Here is a 20623-nt window from a genome sequence, read left to right as displayed (position 1 = left end):
GGGAGAGGGGAGCAAACCCGCTGCGTGTGAAGGTTGTCAGCAACGTGCAGGCGCGCAGGCCGGCACTCTATCGCAAACAGAGCCCATCACCGCACAATCGGCTTATACCGAATCCGCTTGGGCTTAGCCCCTTCCTCACCCAGCCGCCGCTTCTTGTCCGCCTCATATTCCTGGTAGTTCCCCGGGAAGAACTCCACATGCGAGTCCCCCTCAAACGCCAGGATGTGCGTAGCAATCCGGTCCAGGAACCAGCGATCGTGCGAGATCACCATCACGCAGCCCGCGAATTCCAGCAACGCATCTTCCAGCGCCCGCAGCGTTTCCACGTCAAGATCGTTTGACGGCTCGTCCAGCAGCAGCACATTGCCGCCGGCGATCAGGGTCTTGGCCATGTGCAGGCGGCCGCGCTCGCCGCCCGACAGCGTGCCGACCTGCTTCTGCTGGTCGCCGCCCTTGAAGTTGAAGCGGCCGATATAGGCGCGCGACGGCGTTTCGTACCTGCCCACCGTCAGGATGTCGGAGCCGCCCGAGATCTCTTCGAACACGGTCTTGGTGCCATCGAGCGCGTCGCGGCTCTGGTCGACAAAGGCCATCTTCACGGTCGGCCCGATCTTGATCTCGCCGCTGTCGGGCTGTTCCTTGCCGGTCAGCATGCGGAAGAAGGTCGACTTGCCGGCGCCGTTCGGGCCGATGATGCCGACGATGGCGCCCGGCGGCACCTTGAAGCTGAGGTTGTCGATCAGCAGGCGGTCGCCGTAGCCCTTGCTCACGCCGTCGAACTCGATCACCTCGTTGCCCAGGCGCTCACCCACCGGGATGAAGATTTCCTGGGTTTCGTTGCGCTTCTGGTAGTCCTGGCTGTTGAGTTCGTCAAAGCGCGCCAGACGCGCCTTGGACTTGGCCTGGCGGCCCTTGGGGTTCTGGCGCACCCACTCCAGTTCCTTGTGCAGCGCCTTCTGGCGGGCCGATTCGCTGGCCTCTTCCTGCTTCAGGCGCGCTTCCTTCTGGTCCAGCCACGAGCTGTAGTTGCCCTTCCAGGGAATGCCCTGGCCGCGGTCCAGTTCCAGGATCCATTCGGCGGCGTTGTCGAGGAAGTAGCGGTCGTGGGTCACGGCCACCACGGTGCCCGGGAAGCGCGTCAGGAATTGTTCCAGCCATTCCACCGATTCCGCATCCAGGTGGTTGGTCGGCTCGTCCAGCAGCAGCATGTCGGGACGCGACAGCAGCAGGCGGCACAGCGCCACGCGGCGCTTTTCACCGCCGGAGAGATGCTCGATCTTCGCGTCCCACGGCGGCAGGCGCAGCGCGTCGGCGGCGATTTCCAGCTGCAGTTCGACGTTGTTGCCGTCGCTGGCGGCCAGGATGGCTTCGTACTTGGCCTGGTCGGCGGCCAGCGCGTCGAAGTCGGCGTCCGGCTCGGCATAGGCCGCGTAGATCTCGTCGAGCTTCTTGCGCGCCTCGAACACGCCGCCCAGCGCCTCTTCCACCGACTCGCGCACGGTCTGCTCGGGATTGAGCTGCGGTTCCTGCGGCAGGTAGCCGATGTTCAGGTTGGGCATCGGCGTGGCTTCGCCCTCGATTTCCTTGTCGAGGCCGGCCATGATCTTGAGTACCGTGGACTTGCCCGAGCCGTTCAGGCCCAGCACGCCGATCTTGGCGCCGGGGAAGAACGACAGCGAGATGTCCTTCAGGATGTGACGCTTGGGCGGGACGATCTTGCCCACGCGATTCATGGTGAAAACGTACTGTGCCATGGGTGCGTGTTGGAGGGTTGTTCGGGAATGGCGGGAGTGTATCAGGCAGGCGCGGCGCGCTGAGGCACCGCTGCTCGATTCCGCCCTGGCCGGTACAATGACAGGTTCGATTTTTCGCCGATTTCCCGAGCCATCGCCATGAGCAAACCCGCCCTGACCCTGAAGTTCAAGTGCAAGAAGTGCACCAAACCCGTCACGCTGTACCTGCAGAAGACGTCGGCCTGCTCGCACATCACCCCGTACCAGGGCTTCTGCAAGTGCGGCGAGATGATGCGCCACGCCACCGGCGACAAGGACGCGGTCGAGTCCTTCGTCAACTCGCTGGACAACAGCTGGATGCACCACCATCACCACCACCACTGAGCAGGCCACTACCGTGAGTGAAACCTGGCGCCCCGCCGGCAAGGACCCGATGCGCTTCCTGGGCGGCTACCCGCCCGGCGTGCTGGACCAGGTGCGCGAGCTGATCGCCGCCGGCCGGCTCGGTGACCATATTGCCCGCCGCTACCCCGGGCGCCATACCGTGCAGACCGACCGCGCGCTGTACGAATACACCACGGACATCAAGCAGGAATACCTGCGCAGCGCGCCGCCGCTGCACAAGGTCGGCTTCGATGCGCGCCTCGATTCGGCCCAGCGTGCGCTGGGCCTGCACACCGCGATCTCGCGCGTGCAGGGCGGCAAGCTCAAGGCCAAGAAAGAAATCCGCGTGGCGTCGCTGTTCAAGGAGGCGCCGCCGGAATTCCTGCGCATGATCGTCGTGCACGAGCTCGCCCACCTGAAGCAGAGCGATCACGACAAGGCCTTCTACCGGCTCTGCGAATACATGGAGCCGCGCTACCACCAGCTGGAATTCGATACCCGGCTCTACCTGGCCTGGCGGGAGCTGGAACGCGCCGCCCCCGCCAGCGCAGGCACTCAGGCGTCGCAGGCGTAGCGGAACGAGCCGTTCAGTGTCTTGGGCAACACCAGCGTGCGCAGGTTGGCGGCCTGCGCCTTGGCGCATAGCCCGGCGCGCGTGGCGGCGTCCTTGTACTTGGTGGCGTACTCGATCTGGAATACCGGCTTGCCCTGCCCCGTGAACGCCGTATAGGCGCCGCACTCCCGGTACTGGAAGCACTGCTCGTTGATAGCGAAGTCGAAGCTCGCCGCCAGGTCGGCTACCTGCTCCACATCGTTCTTCAGCCCCACCGCCAGCCCGCGCGCATGCGCCTCGGCCGCCAGGAAGCGGTTGTAGTCGAGCTGGGTCTCGGCCGTCAGCGGCAGGCCGGTGCTGTTGGTATAGCCATCGACGTTGTCCGGATCGACCGCGTCGCAGCCCTTGCTGACCGCCAGGTCCATGCGCGCCTGCATGATGCGGCGCACGTTGGCCGAGCGCGTGTCCAGCCAGCGCTCGCCCGCCCAGCCTGACAGCGGCGCGCCCATGTCGGCGGCGGCAAACTGGTTGTAGTCGGGGCGCCAGTCCTCGGAGCTGCCCGCGGAGAAATAGCAGATCACGCGCCGGCCCTGGGCCTTGAGCGCGGCGATGGTGGCCTGCGGCGTATCGAACAGGTCGAAGTCATAGGCGGTCACCGCGTAACTGGTGTTGAGCTTGCCGGTCAGCTGGATCTGCCAGGTGTCGGTAAGCGCCGGTGCCCAGCGGGTGGTGGCGCTGGTGGTGGTTGCCGTGACCCCGTATTTTGTTGTCGTGTCCGCCGTGGTTGTCGCAGTCGGCGACACCATTTCCGTCTGGCCCCCATCCCCGCCGCAGCCGCCCAGCGCCATTGACAGCGCAACAGACAGCATGGCCCCCGCCATCACCGCAAAGTTGCCGTGCATGTTTTCACCCCTTCCCCGTGATAAACCCCGTTCAAAGCAATCGGCCCGAGTTCTCCCTGCCCCGCGCCGGCGGGCCTGCCACCACGGTTCTTGCAATGTAGCGGATTCGTACCATGGTTGGAATGCACGTGCACCCGCTGTTCGTGCGGCGCAACACATGATGCGCTTGACGCAACGCTCGGGCGCTATGTATAAAGAGCGCGTGGGTAGAAGCGGTCGATTGGACAGCAGCGGTGCAATGCCGCGAGGTTCAACTGGAGATTGCTCACTGACGGAGTGTTTCGTCGGTGGCGCAGTGGTCCAACAGCTCCCCTGACAAAGACTCCCGATAGCAGCATGCAAGGCCGGCCCCGCGGCGTTGTCCGCGCACGCCCGCAGCATGCGTGTCCAACCTAGTCATTGTTAGGGGATCTCCCATGATCATCGACACCAGCTGTTATCCGACCAACCTGGTGGACCTGGCCTGGCGCCACGACGGCGACCCGTTCACCGGCGAGCGCCTGATCAAGATGATGGACGGCCCGTTCACCATCAACGGCAAGCCGCGCCGCATCGACAAAGCCTTTATCCAGCCCCCGCAGGGCAACACCATCTACACCTACACCGACGGCGTGAAGTCAGGCAGCGAGTCCATCGACGCGTACATGGCCTACACCGCGGAGATGGTGAAGAAGTACCCGGAACGCTTTATCGGCTGCTTCGTCTACAACCCGCGCTGCGGCGTCGAGAACGGCGTCAACGCCATGGAGCACTACGTCAGGAAGCTGGGCTTCAAGATGGTCCAGTTCCAGGCCAACATGCATGCCTACCGCCCGGACCGCGCCCTCGACTGGCTGCGCCCGGCGCTGCAGAAGTGCGCCGAGCTGGGCGTGCTGGTCAAGCTGCATACCGGCGACGGCCCCTACAGCATCCCGACCGAATGGGTGCCGATGATGAAGGAGTTCCCGACGGTGAACTTCATCATGGCCCACTTCGGCGTGCAGACCGGCGGCGTGTATTGCTTCGAGCCGTTCCAGATGGCCATGGACATGCCCAACGTGTACTGCGAATCGGGCTGGTGCCTGCAGTCGCGCATCGTCGAGTTCGCCAAGGTGCTGCCCAGGCACAAGATCCTGTTCGGGTCCGACACCCCGCCCAACGAGCCCGGCATGTGGCTGCGCCTGCTGGAAGTGCTGTGCTTCGAGCCGCCCCAGGGCCTGAACCTGGATGAAGACACGCTGGAGGACTACCTCGGCAACAACGTCGCCCGGATGATCGGCCTGGAGCCGACGCCGGTCCCGCGCACGCTCGAAGAAGCGAAAGCGCGCCTGGCCGCGTAAGCGCACGCAAGCCCGCGCCACCGACAACGGACTCCGGAGCACACAACATGATTATCGATACCCATCTGCACCCGACCAATCTCGTCGACGAAGCCTGGCGCCACACCGGCGAGCCCTTCAACGGCGAGCGCATGCTCAAGATGATGGACGGCCCCTACATGATCAACGGCAAGCCGCGCCGCATCGACATGGGCTTTATCCAGCCGCCGCCGGGCAACACCGGCTACCGCGACGGCAACCGCCGCGGACGCGAAGGCATCCGCGACTACATGGCCTACATCGCGGAGCTCTGCCAGAAGTACCCCGACCGCTTCATTGGCAACTTCACCTTCAACCCGCGCTGGGGCCCGGAAGAAGGCGCGCAGGAGCTGGAATTCCACGTCAAGGAATACGGCTTCAAGATGCTCAAGCTGCATGCCAACATGCATGGCTACCGCCCCGATCGCGCGCTGGACTGGCTGCGCCCGGCGATGAAGGTCTGCGCCAAGTACAACGTGGTGGTGCTGATCCACACCGGCGACGGGCCGTACACGATCCCGACGATGTTCTACCCGATCATCCGCGAGTTCCCGATGGTCAATTTCATTATCGGCCACTTCGGCATCCAGACCGGCGGCAACTACTCGTTCGAGGCCTTCTGGATGGCGATGGACACGCCCAACGTGTATTGCGAATCGGGCTGGTGCTTCCAGTCGCGCATCGTCGAGTTCGCGCGCCAGCTGCCGCGCGACAAGATCGTGTTCGGCACCGACACCCCGCCCAACGAGCCCGGCATGTGGCTGCGCGAACTGGAGATGCTGTGCGGCCCCGCGCCGCAGGGCATGGACCTGGACGAGGACGGGCTGGAGGACTACATGGGCAACAACATCGCCCGGCTGGTCGGCATCGAGACCACGGCGCCGCCCAGGACGCAGCAAGAGGCACTGGCGCGGCTGAAGGATACGTACGCCAGTACCCGATAGTCGCTAGCCGCTAGCTGTTCGGCAGGCAGGCACGGCACGGCGGCCGGGAGCATTCCCGGCCGCCGGGGCAGCCTTCGCCCTGGCCAACCCTGACCACAGGAGCCGATCCATGAACTCACCCTCAGCGCCCTTCGCCTCAGCAGCATCGGCGCGCAAGCCCTTCCACGACACCTCGCAGGACTTCCACCAGTTCCTGGCCGCCTACCGCGAGGCCTTTCCCGAAGACGTGCTGCATATCCGCGAGCCGGTCGGCGCCGACCAGGACCCGACCGCGCTGGTGTGGGCGCTGGCCGCGCAGGGCCGCCATCCGGCCTTGCTGTTCGACCATGTCGAAGGGCTGGGCACGTCGCTGGCGACCAACCTCTTTGCCTCGCGCGAGCGCGTGGGGCGCATGCTGGGCGGGGTGGCGCCCGCCGGCATCCATGCCGAATACCAGGCCCGCAGCCGCCGCATGGTAGCGCCGCGCGTGCTGGACAGCGGCGCCGTCACCGGCCATGTCGAGACTAAACACATCGACCTGCGCACGATCCCGGCGATCAAGCACTTCGCCACCGACCGCGGCCCCTACATCACCAACGCGATCCTGATCGCGGAAGACCCCGACACCGGCATCGGCAACGCCAGCTACCACCGCTCGATGCTGCACTCGCCGACCGAGATCGCCACCAGCCTGCATTCGCGCGGGCACCTGTGGCGCATGCAGCAGCGCGCCACCGAACTGGGCCGGCCGCTGCCAGTGGCCATGGTGATCGGCGCGCATCCGCTGTTCATGCTGGCCGGCGCCGCGCGGCTACCCTACGGCGTGGACGAGCGCCACGTTGCCGGCGGCCTGTTCGGCGCGCCGCTGGAAGTGGTACGCACGCCGCGCCACGGCATCCTGGTGCCGGCGCATGCCGAGATCGTGCTTGAAGGCGTGATCGATCCCGACGCGCGCGTCGACGAAGGCCCCTTCGGTGAATTCACCGGCTACTCGTCGGACCGCTCGACCAACAACCTGCTGCGCGTGGAAAGCGTGATGCGCCGCGCGGATGCATGGCTGGTCGACGTGGTCGGCGGCAACTCGGCCGAACACCTGAACCTGGGCCGCATCCCGCGCGAATCGGAGATGGTCGAGAAGCTCAGGGAGCGCTTCCCCGGCGTCACCGCCGTGCACTACCCCAGTTCCGGTACGCACTTCCACGCCTACGTGGCGCTGCGCCAGAGCCGCCCAGGCGAGGCGCGCCAGGTGATGCTGGGCCTGCTCGGCTGGGATCCGTACCTGAAGACGGTGGTCGCGGTGGATGAGGAAGTCGACATCACCCGCGATGAAGAAGTGCTGTGGGCGATGGCCACGCACCTGCAACCGCATCTGGACGTGGTGGTGGTCGACGGCCTGCCTGGCAGCGCACTCGACCCCTCGGCATCGGGTGTGGGCACCACGTCACGCATGGGGCTGGACGCCACGCGCGGACCTGCCTTCGACGGTATCCGCGCGCGCATCGACCCTGCCGCGATGGAGCGTGCGGCAGCACTGCTGAAGCGGCTGGAACGCGCGGGCTCCCACATGCCGTAAGGGATAACCCGCTGAAACTGGCGGATTCATCGTTTCACCCGATCGATAAATCCGCCCCGAACGTTGTACCTTCCCGCCGCCGCTGTCATGCTGGACTTATAAGACAGGACAGGCGCGGGCTTCGCACGAGAGGATGGCACGACCATCCCACAGAGGAAACGCCGGCGACCTTGGCGACACGTTAGCGCAATGCGCAACCGGCGTGATACCGACCAAAGGAGACAGCATGAACCCCACCCTGCCTACGCAAGGGAATGCCCCCGTGCATCCCGTCGACGAGGTCCTGCCCCCGCCCCGCCTGCTGGCTCTTGGCCTGCAGCACGTGCTGGTGATGTATGCCGGCGCCATTGCCGTGCCGATGATCATCGGCGGCGCCCTCAAGCTGCCCAAGGACCAGGTGGCCTTCCTGATCGCCGCGGACCTGTTCTGCTGCGGCCTGGTGACCATGATCCAGAGCATCGGCATCTGGAAGGTCGGCATCCGCCTGCCGGTGATGATGGGCGTCACCTTCACCGCCATCGCGCCGATCATCGCCACCGGCTCCAATCCGTCGCTGGGCCTGCCGGCCGTGTTCGGCGCGGTGATGGTGGCGGGCATCTTCACCTACATTGCCGCGCCCTATGTCGGCAAGATGGTGCGCTGGTTCCCGCCGGTAGTGACCGGCACGGTGGTGCTGGTGATCGGCGTCTCGCTGATGCGCGTTGGCATCAACTGGGCGGCGGGCGGCAACCCGACCATCAACACAGCGGCCGGTCCCGTGCCCAACCCCAACTTCGGCCTGCCGGTGAACATCGCCATCGCCACCGCGGTGCTGTGCACGGTGCTGGCGCTGGTGGCCTTTGCCAGGGGTTTCCTGTGCAACGTGGCGGTGCTGATCGGCATTGCGGTGGGCTTCGGGATCGCGCTGTCGCTGGGCAAGGTCAACTTCGAAGGCCTGCACAACGCGCACTGGGTGGAGTTCATCACGCCCTTCCACTTCGGCTGGCCCACCTTCGATGCCATGACCGCGGTCACGCTGTGCGTGGTGATGATCGTGATCATGATCGAGGGCGTGGGCCAGTTCCTGGCGCTGGGCGAGATCGTGGGCCGCCCGGTGGGCTCCGACGACCTCGCGCGCGGCCTGCGTGCCGACGGCGTGGGAGCGCTGGTGGGAGCGGTGTTCAACACCTTCACCTACACCTCGTACGCGCAGAACGTGGGGCTGGTGCAGGTCACCGGCGTGCGCAGCCGCTGGGTCTGCGCCACCGCCGGCGGCATCCTGATCGTGCTGGGCTGCCTGCCCAAGCTGGCCTTCTTTGCCGCCTCGATCCCGCAATACGTGCTGGGCGGCGCCGCGCTGGTGATGTTCGGCATGGTGGCCGCCACCGGCGTGCGCATCCTCGGCCATGTGGACTTTGTCGAGAACAAGAAGAACGCCTATATCGTCGCCGTCAGCGTGGCGCTGGGCATGATCCCGCTGGTGTCGGACAAGTTCTTCGCGCAGATGCCAGAGCTGCTGGCCAAGTTCTGCCAGAACGGCATCCTGCTCGGCACGCTGACCGCGGTGCTGCTGAACCTGCTATTCAACGCCCGCTCGCCGGTCCCTCAGGCCCACGGGCTGGCGAAGGAACCGGCATGACGTAGTCAGGCTGCGTCGGCCAGCTTGGCGCGATAGCGCATCAGCAGATCGCGGAAAGCCTGGGCCGGCGGTGACAGCGACCGGTCCGCGTGCACCAGCAGCGAGATCTCGCGGTGGATCACCGGATCGGTCGGCATCACCGTGGCCAGCCCCAGCGCAGAAGTCAGCCGCGTGACCGCCGCGCTCATCACCGCGATGCCCAGCCCGGCATCCACCATGCCCACCATGGTCAGCGGCAGGAACACCTCGTGCACCCGCTGCAGCGAAATGCCGCGCGCGGCCAGCGCGGTATCCAGGCAATCGCGGATCGGGTTGCCCTTGTGCGGCCCGATCACGGGCAGGCCCGCCATGTCTTCCCAGCGCAGCGTCTTGCGCCGCCGCAGCGGATGATGCGCCGGCATCACGATCACGAAGGGATCGGACATCAGCCGGTGCGCGCTCAGGTCGGGCTGGCCCTCGGGGATGGTGCCGATGCCGAAATCCACCTCGCCCGAGCTGACCATCTTGGTCACCTCATGCTCGGACACGTCGTGCAGTTCCACCTTCACGCCGGGATGGCTCACGCAGAACTCGCGGATCACGCGCGGCAGCATCAGCGCCGCCTGGATCGACGACGCCGAGATCGACACGCGCCCGCGCCCCAGCGTGCGCAGCTCGCTGGAGTTCTCGATCACGCTGTCGATATCGGCCACCGCCTTCTTCACCAGCGGCAGCAGCTCGGCGCCCGCCTGCGTGATGTGCAGCTGGCGCGTGTGGCGGTCGAACAGCTTCAGGCCTAGGTTGCCTTCCAGCTCGTGGATCAGCGCGCTGACCGACGACTGCGACAAGTCCAGCTTCTCGGCCGCGCGGGTGAAGTGGCGCTCCTGCGCCACGGCGATGAACGCGCGCAGCTGGCGCAGCGACACGTTCATGTTGCTGATGTTGGGCACGTTGTCTACCTCCGGGATGTCGGGGTGCGCGCTTGTCTTGCCAGGTTGGCCGGCGCGTCTGATTCAGAGGGTAACACGATCAATTAATCCGTTTCCGGGTCTTTACCGATGAAGCTCATCCGCCCATGATGACTTCAACGGTGCGCGCCCCACACGACAGGCAGACGCCGATGGCACAGACCAGGAGGAGCAATGAGAGCGTTTGAATATTTCGAACCGGCAACGCTGGCGGAAGCCTCGGCCATGCTGCACCGGTGCGCCGGCAAGGCCAGCGTGCTGGCCGGCGGCACGGACCTGCTGGTCCAGATCAAGGAGTCCGTGCGCAAGCCCGAGCATGTGATCAACATCAAGAAGATCCCGGGCATGGACGTGCTGACGTTCGACCCCGTCAACGGCCTGCGCATCGGCGCGCTGGTGACCACGCGTGCGGTGGAGACCTCGGGCTTCGTGCAGCGCCACTACGCCAGCCTGGCAAAAGCCGTGACGGACTTCGCCTCGATCCAGGTGCGCCATCGCGCCACGGTGGTGGGCAACGTCTGCCGCGCGTCGCCGTCGGCCGATTCGTTCGCGCCGCTGGTGGCGGACGGTGCTTCGGTGCACCTGTATGGCCTGTCCGGCTCGCGCGAGCTGCGCGTGGAGGACTTCGTTACCGGCGTCGGCAAGACCGCCATCGCGCCGGACGAGATCGTCACCCGCATCACCGTGCCGGCGCCGCGCCCCCACACCGGCAAGGTCTACCTCAAGCATGGCCGCCGCGTGCAGATGGAACTGGCAACTGTCGGCGTGGCGGTATCGCTGACGGTCGAGAACGGCTACTGCGCCGACGTCGGCATCGTGCTCGCAGCGGTCGGCCCCACCCCGGTACGCGCCATGCGTGCCGAGCAGGTGCTGCGCGGCCAGCGCGTGACGGACGCCCTGATCCTGCAGGCCGCGCACGCCGCCATGGGCGAAGCGCGCCCCATCAGCGACGTGCGCGCCAGCGAAGCCTACCGGCGGCAGATGGTCAGCGTGCTGACCCGCCGCGCCCTGGAACAAGCCCTGGAGGCCGCAACATGCGAAAAATGATCGAACTCGTCATCAACGGCGAGCCGCGCGAACTGGCGGTGGAACCGCACGGCACGCTGCTCGACGCCCTGCGCAACGACGCCTGCCTGACCGGCACCAAGAAGGGCTGCGACGTGGGCGAATGCGGTTCGTGCACCGTCATCATCGACGGCCAGCCGATGAATTCCTGCCTGGTGCTGGCGCCCGAAGCGCACGGCTGCCACATCACCACCATCGAAGGCGTGCAGCCCGCGCCCGACACCGTGCACCCGATCCAGGAGCAGTTCATGCAGTGCGGCGCCGCGCAGTGCGGCTTCTGCACGCCGGGCTTCGTGGTGATGGCCAAGGCGCTGCTGGATGAGAACCCGCATCCCACGCGCGACGAAATCCGCTTTGCCATTGCCGGCAATATCTGCCGCTGCACCGGCTACACCAAGATCATCGAGGCCATCGAGAGGTCCGCCGAGGCCATGGACTTCGCGGGCTGCAAGGCCCGCGCCAGCGAGGAGGCATGATGACCCACGCCGTGATCGGACACAGCGTCAAGCGCACCGACCTGCTCGACAAGGTCACCGGCAACGCCAGATACGTTGCCGACATGCCCTTCCCCGGCCTGCTGTTCGGCAAGATGAAGCGCTGCAACCTCGCGCACGCGAAAATCCGCCGCATCGACACCTCGCGTGCGCTGGCATTGCCGGGCGTCAAGGCCGTGCTGACCCATGAGAACGTGCCGCGCGTGCTGCACGCCGGCTCGCCCCACCCGCGCTCCGCCTCGGTGACCTGCGACCAGTACATGCTGGACGACAAGGTGCGCTACTGGGGCGAAGGCGTCGCCGCGGTGGCCGCCATCAGCGAAGAGATCGCCGAGCGCGCGATCGAGCTGATCGAAGTCGAATACGAAACGCTGCCCGCCGTCTTCACCACCGAGGACGCCGAGCGCTCCGATGCCCCGCGCATCCACGACCGCGAACCCGGCGGCAACCTGGTGCTGCCGCCCGTGATCATCAAGCGCGGCGACGTGGAAGCGGGCTTTGCCGACGCGGACTTCATCCTGGAAGGGATCTACGAAGGCGGCCGCCCTACGCCGGCTTACATGGAGCCCAACGTCCTCACGTGCAGCTGGGACGGCAACGGCAACCTGACGGTGTGGATCTCCACCCAGACCGCCTTCATGGTGCGCGGCATCATGGCCGAGGTGCTGGGCCTGCCGTTGCACAAGGTGCGCGTGCTGGTCGACCACATGGGCGGCGGCTTCGGCGCCAAGCAGGACCTGTTCCAGCAGGAGTTCCTGTGCGCGCTGCTGGCGCGCGAGACGCGCCGCCCGGTGCGCATGGAATACACGCGCGAGGAAACCTTCCTCGGCGGGCGCACGCGCCATCCGGCCAGGATCTGGCTCAAGCAAGGCTTCCGCAACGACGGCACCATCACCGCGCGCCAGGCCAAGGTGGTGTTCAATTCCGGCGCCTATGGCTCGCATGGCCCGGGCGTGACCAATGTCGGCACCGCCGCCATGGTCTCGCTGTACCGCTGCGACAACGTGCTGCTGGAAGGCCGCTGCGTCTACACCAACAGCCCCATCGCCGGTGCCTTCCGCGGCTATGGCGTGGTGCAGACCTATTACGCGCTCGACGTGCAGATGGACGAGGCCGCCGAGCACCTGGGCCTGGACCCCGCCGGGCTGAAGCTGAAGAACGCCGTGCGCGAAGGCGACATTGCACCGTCCAACCATCCGCTGATCGGGCACGGCCTGGAGGCCTGCATCGAGAAGGGCATGGAACTGGTCGACTGGCCTGCGCTGCGCCGCCGCCCGCGCGACACCAGCGGCCCGATCCGCACCGGCTGGGGCCTGGGCTGCGAAATGCACGGCAGCAGCGCCTATCCCGGCATCAAGGAGCAGGGCAACGCCATCATCAAGATGAATGAGGATGGCACCGTGGTGCTGCTGACCGGCGCGGCCGGGCTGGGTACCGGTGCGCATACCGCGCTCGCGCAGATCGTTGCAGAAGAACTGACGCTGCCGTTCGAAGCGGTGGCGGTCGTGCACGGCGATACCGACGTGGTGCCCTGGGACATCGGCGCCTTTGCCAGCCACACCACCTATATGGTCGGCAAGGCCGCGCAGATGGCGGCGGGCGAGATCAAGCGCCAGCTGTTCGATCGCGCGGCCAAGCTGATGGAATGCGAGCCTGAGGCCCTGACGCTCACCGCCGGCGTGATCGCCGTGCGCGACCGCGACGGCCCGACCCTGACCGTGCGCGAGGCCGTGATGCCGCGCAAGGGCATCCCCGCCGCGCAGCTGGTGGGCACCGCCACCTATCACCCGACCAAGTCGTATTCATTCGCCGCGCATTTTGTCGAGGTGGCGGTCGATACCGAAACCGGCTTCATCACCGTGCAGCAGGTGGTGCCGGTGCATGACGTCGGCAAGGTGATCCACCCGGTCGCGGCCGCGGGTCAGATCGAGGGCGGCATCCAGCAAGGCATCGGCCATACGCTGTATGAGGACTACCAGATCGACATGCGTACCGGGCGCTCGCTCAACGCCAACTTCGTCGACTACAAGATGCCGCTGGCGATGGACATGCCGCCCATCCATACGGTGATCCTGGAAGCGGCCCCCGACCCCGGCGGCCCGTTCGGCGCCAAGGGCGTGGGCGAGGATCCGATCGTCGCGATCGGGCCGGCGATTGCCAATGCGGTGTTCGATGCCATCGGCGTGCGCTTCCGGCACTACCCGATCAAACCAGAGCAAGTGCTGCAGGCACTGGCGGAGAAGGCAGCGAAGGAAGGCGCCACCCCATGACCCGCAAGCAACGCCTGGTGGTCGCCATCACCGGCGCCAGCGGCGCGGTGTACGGCGTGCGCTTGCTGCAGGCACTGTCGGCGCTGGACGGCTGGGAGACCCACCTGGTCTGCTCCCCGTCCGGCCTGCTGACCGCGCACCATGAGCTGGGCCTGCAGCGCCCGCAGATCGAAGCCATGGCCGACGTGGTGCACAACGTGCGCGATATCGGCGCCACCATCGCCAGCGGCTCGTTCCGCTGCGACGGCATGGTGGTGGCGCCGTGCTCCATGCGCACGCTGGCCGCCATCGCCACCGGGCTTGCCGACAACCTCGTCACCCGCGCCGCCGACGTGATGCTCAAGGAGCGCCGCCGGCTGGTGCTGCTGGCGCGCGAGACGCCCTTCCACCTGGTGCACCTGCGCAACATGACCACGGTGACCGAGATGGGCGCCATCGTGCTGCCGCCGGTGCCGGCCTTCTACACCCATCCGCAGTCAGTGGACGACATCGTCAACCACACCGTGGGGCGCGTGCTGGACCTGTTCGACGTGCCGCACGACGGGCTGGTGGAACGCTGGGAAGGCTTGCGCCCCAACGTCGCCACCGCTTGAAGAGAACAAGAGAACTTTCGCCCCGCGATAGCGGGGAACGCAGTACCCAATCAGGAGACAACATGAATGCACCTGCCGTCGCACAACAGCCGCCCGTCCCGGTCACCATCCTTACCGGCTTCCTCGGCTCGGGCAAGACGACGCTGCTCAACCACATCCTGACGCAGAAGCACGGCCACCGCATCGCCGTGATCGAGAACGAGTTCGGCGAGGTCGATGTCGATTCCGACCTGGTGATGACCTCCGACGAAGAGATCTACCAGATGACCAACGGCTGCATCTGCTGCGTGGTCGATGTGCGCACTGACCTCGTGCGCATCCTGCAGAAGCTGCTGGAGCAGCCCGAGCGTTTCGACCATATCCTGGTCGAGACCAGCGGCCTGGCCGATCCCACGCCGGTCGCCGCCACCTTCTTCATGGACAACGAAGTCGCCAAGCAGGTCACGCTCGACGGCATCCTGACGCTGGTGGACGCGGTACATATCGAAGGCCACCTCGATGATCCCCAACTGACCGGCTTCGACAATCAGGCCGTCGACCAGATCGTGGCGGCCGACCGCGTGATCCTCAACAAGACCGACCTGGTGAACGCCGCGCAGCTCGACAGGCTGGAGGCACGCATCCACCGCCTGAACGAAGGCGCGCAGATCCTGCGCTCAAACTTTGCGCAGGTGGACCTGGGCAAGATCCTTGGCATTGGCGGCTTTACCACGGGCACGATCCAGGCGGACGCGCACGATGACCACCACGATCACGCGCACAACCATGACCATCACGACCACGTGTGCGACGAGCATTGCGACCACGTGCACGATGACGATGCGCATGGCCACCGCCACGATCCGTCGGTCACGTCCGTATCGCTGGTGTTCGACCAGCCGTTCGACCGCCAGCGCCTGGAGCACGGCCTGAAGGCCCTGCTCGCGGCGCAAGGCGACGATGTGTTCCGGATGAAGGGGATCGTGGCTGTGGAGGGCGATGACCGCCGCTACGTGCTGCAGGCGGTGCACCGGCTGATGGATTTCCATCCCGCCGATGCCTGGGGACCGGAAGCCGCGCAAAGCAAATTCGTGTTTATCGGCCGCCACCTCGACAAGCTGCGCTTGCAGACGCTGCTGAAGGTCTGCCTGCCCGTGGCCCAGGCAGCCTGACTGTCCTGACCAGCAGCGGAGGCTGACTTCCCGTCAGCCTCCGCTGCCGACCTGAGCTGGCACGCGCTTGCGCAGCAAGTACCTTTGCGTCCCCTCCATGACGCAGACGTCGTTCTGGTTGCGCACCTCCGATCGCATCGCCAGCACGCCGGTCGTACGACCGGGAACCAGCTCGGTGACGGTGAGGCGGCAGTACAACGTATCGCCGACATAGACAGGCGCGAGGAAGCGGCTGCTCTGCTCGATAAAGCCCTTCAGGGACTCCTCGACCATATGGGGGAACAGGCCCGCTCCCGCGGCAGTCTGTATCACGACCTGGAAGCCGTGTGCCAGCATGTGCGGCATGCCGTGAGCACGGCAGTACTCAACATCGTAGTGAACCGGATGATTGTCTCCGCTTGCCAGCTGGAACGCCGCGAACAGCGCGTCGGTCATGGTGCGGGACGGCAGATTGAAGTGCTCTCCGAGTTCGAAGTCCTCAAAGTAGCGTTGCGGGCAAAGTTGATAGGCATTCATGGCTTCTCCGTATTCCTGATGGTTGGTTCCGGCGCTGGCCTGCGCGGGTTTCGCTCAGTCGGCTTTCATATTCGTGGCGACGGCCACCCGCTTCCACTTCTCCAGTTCCGCGCGCAGGAACTTGTCGAGCCCCGCTGGTGTAGGCTGGGTCTCCAGCTGCAATCCGAGTTCGAAGGCTTTGCCTTGCAGGGCGGGATCGCTGAGTGCATCGCCAAGTGTCGAGACCAGCTTCTGGACAACTGCCGACGGTGTTCGGGCTGGCACGAATACCGCATTCCAGGTGTACGCCTCATAGCCTGACACGGCTTCCGCAATCGCCGGCGTCTCCCTGGTCTGCGGGAGGCGTTTTCCCATCGACGTTGCCAGCAATCGCACCGTTCCCGCCCGCACCTGCGCCAGCCCTGTCGGTGCGCTGTCGATCATGAACTCGACATGGCCACCGATCAGATCGGCCATGGCAGGTGCGCTCCCCCGATATGGGACATGGACCGCTTTCGTTCCTGCCGTGTAGTTCAGCAGTTCCCCGGCGAGATGCGGGGCACTGCCAACCCCCGCTGAACCATAGTTGACCTGACCGGGACGCGACTTCAGGTAAGCAATGAATTCCGGCAGTGTTTTCGCCGGAACGCCCTTGTTCACGACCAGTACCAGGGGCGCACGAGCCGCCAGCCCGACTGGCGCAAAGTCATCGATCGTGCGATATGGCAGGCTGGCGTGAATGCTTGGGTTCACGGCATGCGCTACAGTGGTCAGCAGCAGCGTATAACCATCCGGTGCGGCCTTCGCGGCGACCTCGGTGCCGACTATCGTGCCGGCCCCCGACTTGTTCTCGACGACCACCGAGGTATTCAGCTTGCGGCCCCAGCTTGCGGCCAGCGATCGGGCGAAGGTGTCCGTCGGGCCGCCAGCAGGGTACGGAACGATGAGTCGGACAGGCCGCACCGGGTAGTCTGTCTGCGCCACTGATGGGGACGCAAAGGCTAATAGTGTCGCGGCGCTGCCCAGCGCGCTGGCGATCCTGCGCAAGAGTATGGTCATGTTGGTCTCCGATTCTTTTTCGCGTAGCACAGCGGTAGCTGCGGCGACGAGCCGAAATATAGAATCGGACCCTACAAGGACACCAGTCGAAAGCTCCTGGGGTGTCGTTAGAATTCCTCTAAACATCCCCAGGAACTGTCGGGAAACGGAGACAAGCGTGCGTTTCGAACTCACCGATCTGCGAGTATTCCTCGCCATTGCGCAGGCCAAGAGCGTGACGGCAGGAGCGTCAGATATGCATTTGACGGCGCCTTCGGCCAGCTACCGCCTCAAGAACCTCGAACAGGCGATGGGCGTCCCGTTGTTCAACAGGACGCAGAAGGGCATGGCCCTGACGCCGGCGGGCGAGACGGTACAGCACTATGCCGAGGCGATCATGGAGAACGTCGAACGCTTGCAGTCGGACATGCGGCGCCACACCGACGGCATTGAAGGGCATATCCGTGTCTACGCGAACAGCAGCACCATGGCCAGCTTGCCCGCGGCGCTTAGCCGGTTCCTGGCGGCATACCCGAATGTCAATGTCGACCTGGAGGAGCACCTCAGCGAGGACAGCGTGCGGGCAGTGATCGAGGACCGTGCGGACGTCGGCTTGGTGGCCGGCGCGATCGACATGCGGGGCCTGGAGTTCATTCGATACGGCATCGATGAGCTGATGTTCGTGGTTCCGGCACGCCACCCGTCGGGGTTGCTCGACAAGATGTCCCTTGCACAGGCATTGGCGTACGACCTGGTATCCGTCGGCAGCAAGAGCAGCAATTTCCTCTTCCTCAATGACATGGCCGCGCGTGCCGGCATCAAGCCACGCGTTCGCGTGCATGCACCCGACTTTGCCGCGGCCATGCGTTGCGTACAGGAAGGCGCCGGCATCTCCCTCGTGCCACGTTCCGTAGCGGGTCCCCTGATTGAGCAAGGGGTGGTGGAAGGGGTGACCCTGGATGAGCCATGGGCCCGGCGCGAGCAGCGGATTGTCGTGCGGAGCCAGAAGGCGCTCCCGGCCTATACGCGGGACTTTATCCGGTATGTCGCCGAATGGGGCGCACCGGACGCTGCGCCGTAAGGGCAGGGATGCGGCCAGTTTCGAAGACTTCGAAGCCGCCTTAGGAATTCTCGACTGTTCGGGGGACGAGGACCGTTCCTATACTTCGTCGTCCGGCCCGTGTGCCGCCAGGTCCCTTCATTCTCCCTCCATGAAACCCAGCCTACGCCCCCTTGATGGCATCACCGTTCTGGCGCTTGAGCACGCTGTAGCGGCGCCCTTTGCCAGCCGCCAGCTCGCCGATCTCGGCGCCCGCGTCATCAAGGTGGAACGCCCGGTCGTTGGCGATTTCGCCCGCGACTATGATCATTCCGTGTACGGCCAGTCGTCGTTCTTTGTCTGGGCAAATCGAGGCAAGGAAAGCCTCACGCTGGATCTCAAGAAGCCCGAGGCCAAGGCGATCGTGCACAAGCTGCTCGCCGAAGCGGACGTGTTCATCCAGAACCTGGCGCCGGGCGCCGCCCAACGCATGGGACTGGACTTCGAGTCATTGCATGCCGACTATCCAGATCTGATCGTTTGCGATATCTCAGGATACGGCGACAGCGGGCCATACCGCGACAAAAAGGCCTATGACCTGTTGATCCAGGCCACTGCTGGCCTTATCTCGGTAACCGGTACGGACCCTGCGCCGTCGCGCACCGGCATTTCCATCGCGGACATTGCCGCCGGCATGTACGCCTATACCGGCATCCTCTCCGCCTTGCTGCAGCGCGCACGGACTGGCGCCGGCCTCAGGGTTGAAGTCACCATGCTCGAGGCGTTGAGCGAATGGATGTCATATCCGCTGAACTTCGCTCACTATGGCGGCACGCCGCCGGCACGCAACGGCGTTGCGCATCCGGGTATCGCCCCCTATGGCCAGTACCAGACCGGCGATGGGGCCAGCGTCATCTTCGGGCTGCAGAATGAACGGGAATGGGAGCGCTTCTGCACCGAGGTGCTGGAGGACCCGGCCCTGGCGGCGGATGCCCGCTTCAACTCCAATCTCCAACGCGTCGCCAATCGCGCGGCGCTGGACCAGGAGATCGCCAGTCATCTCCGCTCCATGACCCGGGAGCAGCTGGTCAAGCGTCTCGATCGCGGGGGCATTGCCAACTCGCCCCTGAACGACATGCATGATGTTTGGCAGCACGCGCAATTTGCCGCACGCAATCGCTGGCGGGAAGTCCAGACGCCGGGTGGTGCCATCCAGGCACTTCTGCCGCCGGCTACGCTGTCGGGCGTACCGGCTTCCATGGGGAATGTTCCGGCAGTCGGCGAACACTCTTCTTCTGTCCTGAAGTCGCTCGGCATGAGCGAGGCAGAGATCGAGGCCCTGGCGGCGGCGGGCACGATCTGAGTGCTGAAGGTCCTGCGCAACAGAGGGCCGGCTCGCCGTCAGCCCCCCTGCTGCGCTGCCGCCCGCAAGGTCTGCGACGGCAGCTCGCCAAACTCGCGCCGGTACTCGCGCGAGAACAGGCTCAGGTGGGTGAAGCCGTGCCGCAGCGCAATCGCGCTGACCATCCCCTTCTCTTGCCGCGCCCGCTGCAGATCAGCGCGTGCGCCATGCAGGCGCAGCAGACGCAGGTACTCCATCGGCGTGGTGTTCTTGCTCTTGCGAAAGCCCAGCTGCAAGGTGCGTGCCGATACGCCGCAATGTGCGGCGATCTGCTCCAGCGTCAGCGGCTGGTCAAGATTGGCGCGCAGGTAGGCGATGGCATTGCGCACATAGTCAGGCAGCACCGCCTCGAACCGGCGCGGCAGCATATTGCCATCCGCGGCAAAGCGGTCGAGCAGCAGTGTCGACAACACGATGCGCTCGATGCTGCCATCCACCGCCGGCACGCCGCGGCCTTCGCGCCGCACCCGCGTCTCCGCGCGCAGGTAGCTCACCAGCGCCTGCCAGCGCGCGGCACGGCCATCGTCCGCCACCGGCTGCATGTCGAACTCAATCGGCACCGGCGGCTCGAAGCTGAACTGCTGGCGGAACGCCTCGTCGATCAGCTGCCGGCGGATCACCACGCTGAAGCGCTCGCAGCCCGGATCCAGCGACAACGTAGCCGGCACGGTGGGCGAGAACACAAAGGTCGCACCCGGCGGCATCAGCATCGCACCGCGCAGGGTCTCCACGCGGCACGTACCCGCCAGCACGGTCTGGATCACGAACTCATCCTTGTTCGGCTGCGGCTCGATCTGCACTGCCTGGTTATAGGCAATGGTGACCAGCGTCAGCCGGCCGATGGTGCTGGTGTCGATACGGGCATCGAGCGCCGCATCGGCTTCGGTCGCGCGCAGCCGCGTAGGGCCGAACACGCGGCCGGAAAGTGACTGGATGCGATCGAGGTCACCGCCGCGGCTGACGGGCGAGCGGGAGGCTGCAGCAAACCATCCTGCGGTGGGTGACATGGCGTTGGGGAAATGGTGGAAAGCGCCGGAAATACGTCTTCGCTTCCAGCGCATTCGGATAGCAATGAAGAAGCGCATCCATCCTATGACCACCCCCGC

19 protein-coding genes are annotated in these 20623 nt (G+C 65.7%); 13 read left to right on the top strand and 6 right to left on the bottom strand.

Features of this window, described 5'->3' with window-relative positions:
- Positions 1-86: 86 nt before the first annotated feature.
- On the bottom strand, positions 87-1754 hold the full coding sequence (gene ettA, locus CF68_RS13935) for an energy-dependent translational throttle protein EttA (RefSeq protein ID WP_035819701.1): 1668 nt from the start codon (positions 1752-1754) through the stop codon (positions 87-89).
- Between the two features lie 138 nt (positions 1755-1892).
- On the opposite strand from ettA, the gene CF68_RS13930 reads away from it, so the two are divergent.
- Both CF68_RS13930 and CF68_RS13925 read left to right on the top strand, forming a co-directional pair.
- On the top strand, positions 1893-2117 hold the full coding sequence (locus CF68_RS13930) for a hypothetical protein (protein ID WP_010812270.1): 225 nt from the start codon (positions 1893-1895) through the stop codon (positions 2115-2117).
- A 49-nt stretch (positions 2118-2166) separates the two neighbouring features.
- Complete coding sequence (locus CF68_RS13925; RefSeq protein WP_035819699.1) at positions 2167-2691, top strand: M48 family metallopeptidase; 525 nt, start codon at positions 2167-2169, stop codon at positions 2689-2691.
- Here the strand turns inward: CF68_RS13925 and CF68_RS13920 are convergent.
- Positions 2673-3572, bottom strand: coding sequence for an endo alpha-1,4 polygalactosaminidase (locus tag CF68_RS13920; RefSeq protein ID WP_035819697.1), 900 nt, complete (start codon positions 3570-3572; stop codon positions 2673-2675). The genes CF68_RS13925 and CF68_RS13920 overlap by 19 nt on opposite strands.
- Before the next feature lie 416 nt (positions 3573-3988).
- Between CF68_RS13920 and CF68_RS13915 the strand changes: the two genes are divergently transcribed.
- The 4 genes from CF68_RS13915 (at position 3989) to CF68_RS13900 (ending at position 9023) form a co-directional block, all read left to right on the top strand.
- Complete coding sequence (locus CF68_RS13915; protein ID WP_035819695.1) at positions 3989-4891, top strand: amidohydrolase family protein; 903 nt, start codon at positions 3989-3991, stop codon at positions 4889-4891.
- Between the two features lie 47 nt (positions 4892-4938).
- Positions 4939-5853 (top strand): amidohydrolase family protein, encoded by a 915-nt coding sequence (locus CF68_RS13910; protein WP_010812274.1) that lies wholly within the window; start codon positions 4939-4941, stop codon positions 5851-5853.
- A 109-nt stretch (positions 5854-5962) separates the two neighbouring features.
- Entirely contained in the window at positions 5963-7405 is a 1443-nt protein-coding gene (locus tag CF68_RS13905; RefSeq protein ID WP_035819693.1) for a UbiD family decarboxylase, read from the top strand.
- 226 nt (positions 7406-7631) lie between these two features.
- The gene (locus tag CF68_RS13900) at positions 7632-9023 is read left to right on the top strand and encodes a nucleobase:cation symporter-2 family protein (protein WP_035819691.1); all 1392 of its coding nucleotides are present in this window, start codon (positions 7632-7634) and stop codon (positions 9021-9023) included.
- 5 nt (positions 9024-9028) lie between these two features.
- On the opposite strand, the gene CF68_RS13895 is transcribed toward CF68_RS13900, so the two are convergent.
- On the bottom strand, positions 9029-9934 hold the full coding sequence (locus CF68_RS13895) for a LysR family transcriptional regulator (protein WP_035819792.1): 906 nt from the start codon (positions 9932-9934) through the stop codon (positions 9029-9031).
- Between the two features lie 210 nt (positions 9935-10144).
- On the opposite strand from CF68_RS13895, the gene CF68_RS13890 reads away from it, so the two are divergent.
- From CF68_RS13890 to CF68_RS13870, 5 genes are all read left to right on the top strand, one after another.
- Positions 10145-11017, top strand: a complete 873-nt coding sequence (locus CF68_RS13890) for a xanthine dehydrogenase family protein subunit M (RefSeq protein ID WP_035819689.1) — start codon at positions 10145-10147, stop codon at positions 11015-11017.
- A complete protein-coding gene (locus CF68_RS13885; RefSeq protein WP_035819687.1) occupies positions 11005-11511 on the top strand; it encodes a (2Fe-2S)-binding protein in 507 nt (168 codons plus the stop codon). The genes CF68_RS13890 and CF68_RS13885 overlap by 13 nt, the downstream gene beginning before the upstream one ends.
- The gene (locus CF68_RS13880; protein ID WP_084187229.1) at positions 11511-13799 is read left to right on the top strand and encodes a xanthine dehydrogenase family protein molybdopterin-binding subunit; all 2289 of its coding nucleotides are present in this window, start codon (positions 11511-11513) and stop codon (positions 13797-13799) included. The genes CF68_RS13885 and CF68_RS13880 overlap by 1 nt, the downstream gene beginning before the upstream one ends.
- Complete coding sequence (locus tag CF68_RS13875; RefSeq protein ID WP_035819683.1) at positions 13796-14392, top strand: UbiX family flavin prenyltransferase; 597 nt, start codon at positions 13796-13798, stop codon at positions 14390-14392. Before CF68_RS13880 ends, CF68_RS13875 begins: the two co-directional genes overlap by 4 nt.
- Before the next feature lie 62 nt (positions 14393-14454).
- Complete coding sequence (locus CF68_RS13870) at positions 14455-15543, top strand: GTP-binding protein (RefSeq protein ID WP_035819682.1); 1089 nt, start codon at positions 14455-14457, stop codon at positions 15541-15543.
- A gap of 33 nt (positions 15544-15576) precedes the next feature.
- On the opposite strand, the gene CF68_RS13865 is transcribed toward CF68_RS13870, so the two are convergent.
- A complete protein-coding gene (locus tag CF68_RS13865; RefSeq protein WP_035819681.1) occupies positions 15577-16059 on the bottom strand; it encodes a MaoC family dehydratase in 483 nt (160 codons plus the stop codon).
- Between the two features lie 54 nt (positions 16060-16113).
- Positions 16114-17097 carry a tripartite tricarboxylate transporter substrate binding protein gene (locus CF68_RS13860; protein WP_051591530.1) on the bottom strand — a complete coding sequence of 328 codons (984 nt, stop codon included), beginning with the start codon at positions 17095-17097 and terminating at the stop codon, positions 16114-16116.
- 157 nt (positions 17098-17254) lie between these two features.
- On the opposite strand from CF68_RS13860, the gene CF68_RS13855 reads away from it, so the two are divergent.
- The gene (locus tag CF68_RS13855) at positions 17255-18157 is read left to right on the top strand and encodes a LysR family transcriptional regulator (protein ID WP_035819680.1); all 903 of its coding nucleotides are present in this window, start codon (positions 17255-17257) and stop codon (positions 18155-18157) included.
- A 130-nt stretch (positions 18158-18287) separates the two neighbouring features.
- Positions 18288-19478: a CaiB/BaiF CoA-transferase family protein gene (locus CF68_RS13850; protein ID WP_051591529.1), complete on the top strand. Its 1191-nt coding sequence runs from the start codon at positions 18288-18290 to the stop codon at positions 19476-19478.
- 38 nt (positions 19479-19516) lie between these two features.
- Here CF68_RS13850 and CF68_RS13845 read toward each other — a convergent pair whose 3' ends face one another.
- On the bottom strand, positions 19517-20524 hold the full coding sequence (locus CF68_RS13845; protein ID WP_035819679.1) for an AraC family transcriptional regulator: 1008 nt from the start codon (positions 20522-20524) through the stop codon (positions 19517-19519).
- Positions 20525-20623: the final 99 nt, after the last annotated feature.

The organism is Cupriavidus sp. SK-4 (genome assembly GCF_000611125.1).
Classification (GTDB): domain Bacteria; phylum Pseudomonadota; class Gammaproteobacteria; order Burkholderiales; family Burkholderiaceae; genus Cupriavidus; species Cupriavidus necator.
This window is presented reverse-complemented; position numbering and strand designations above follow the sequence as displayed.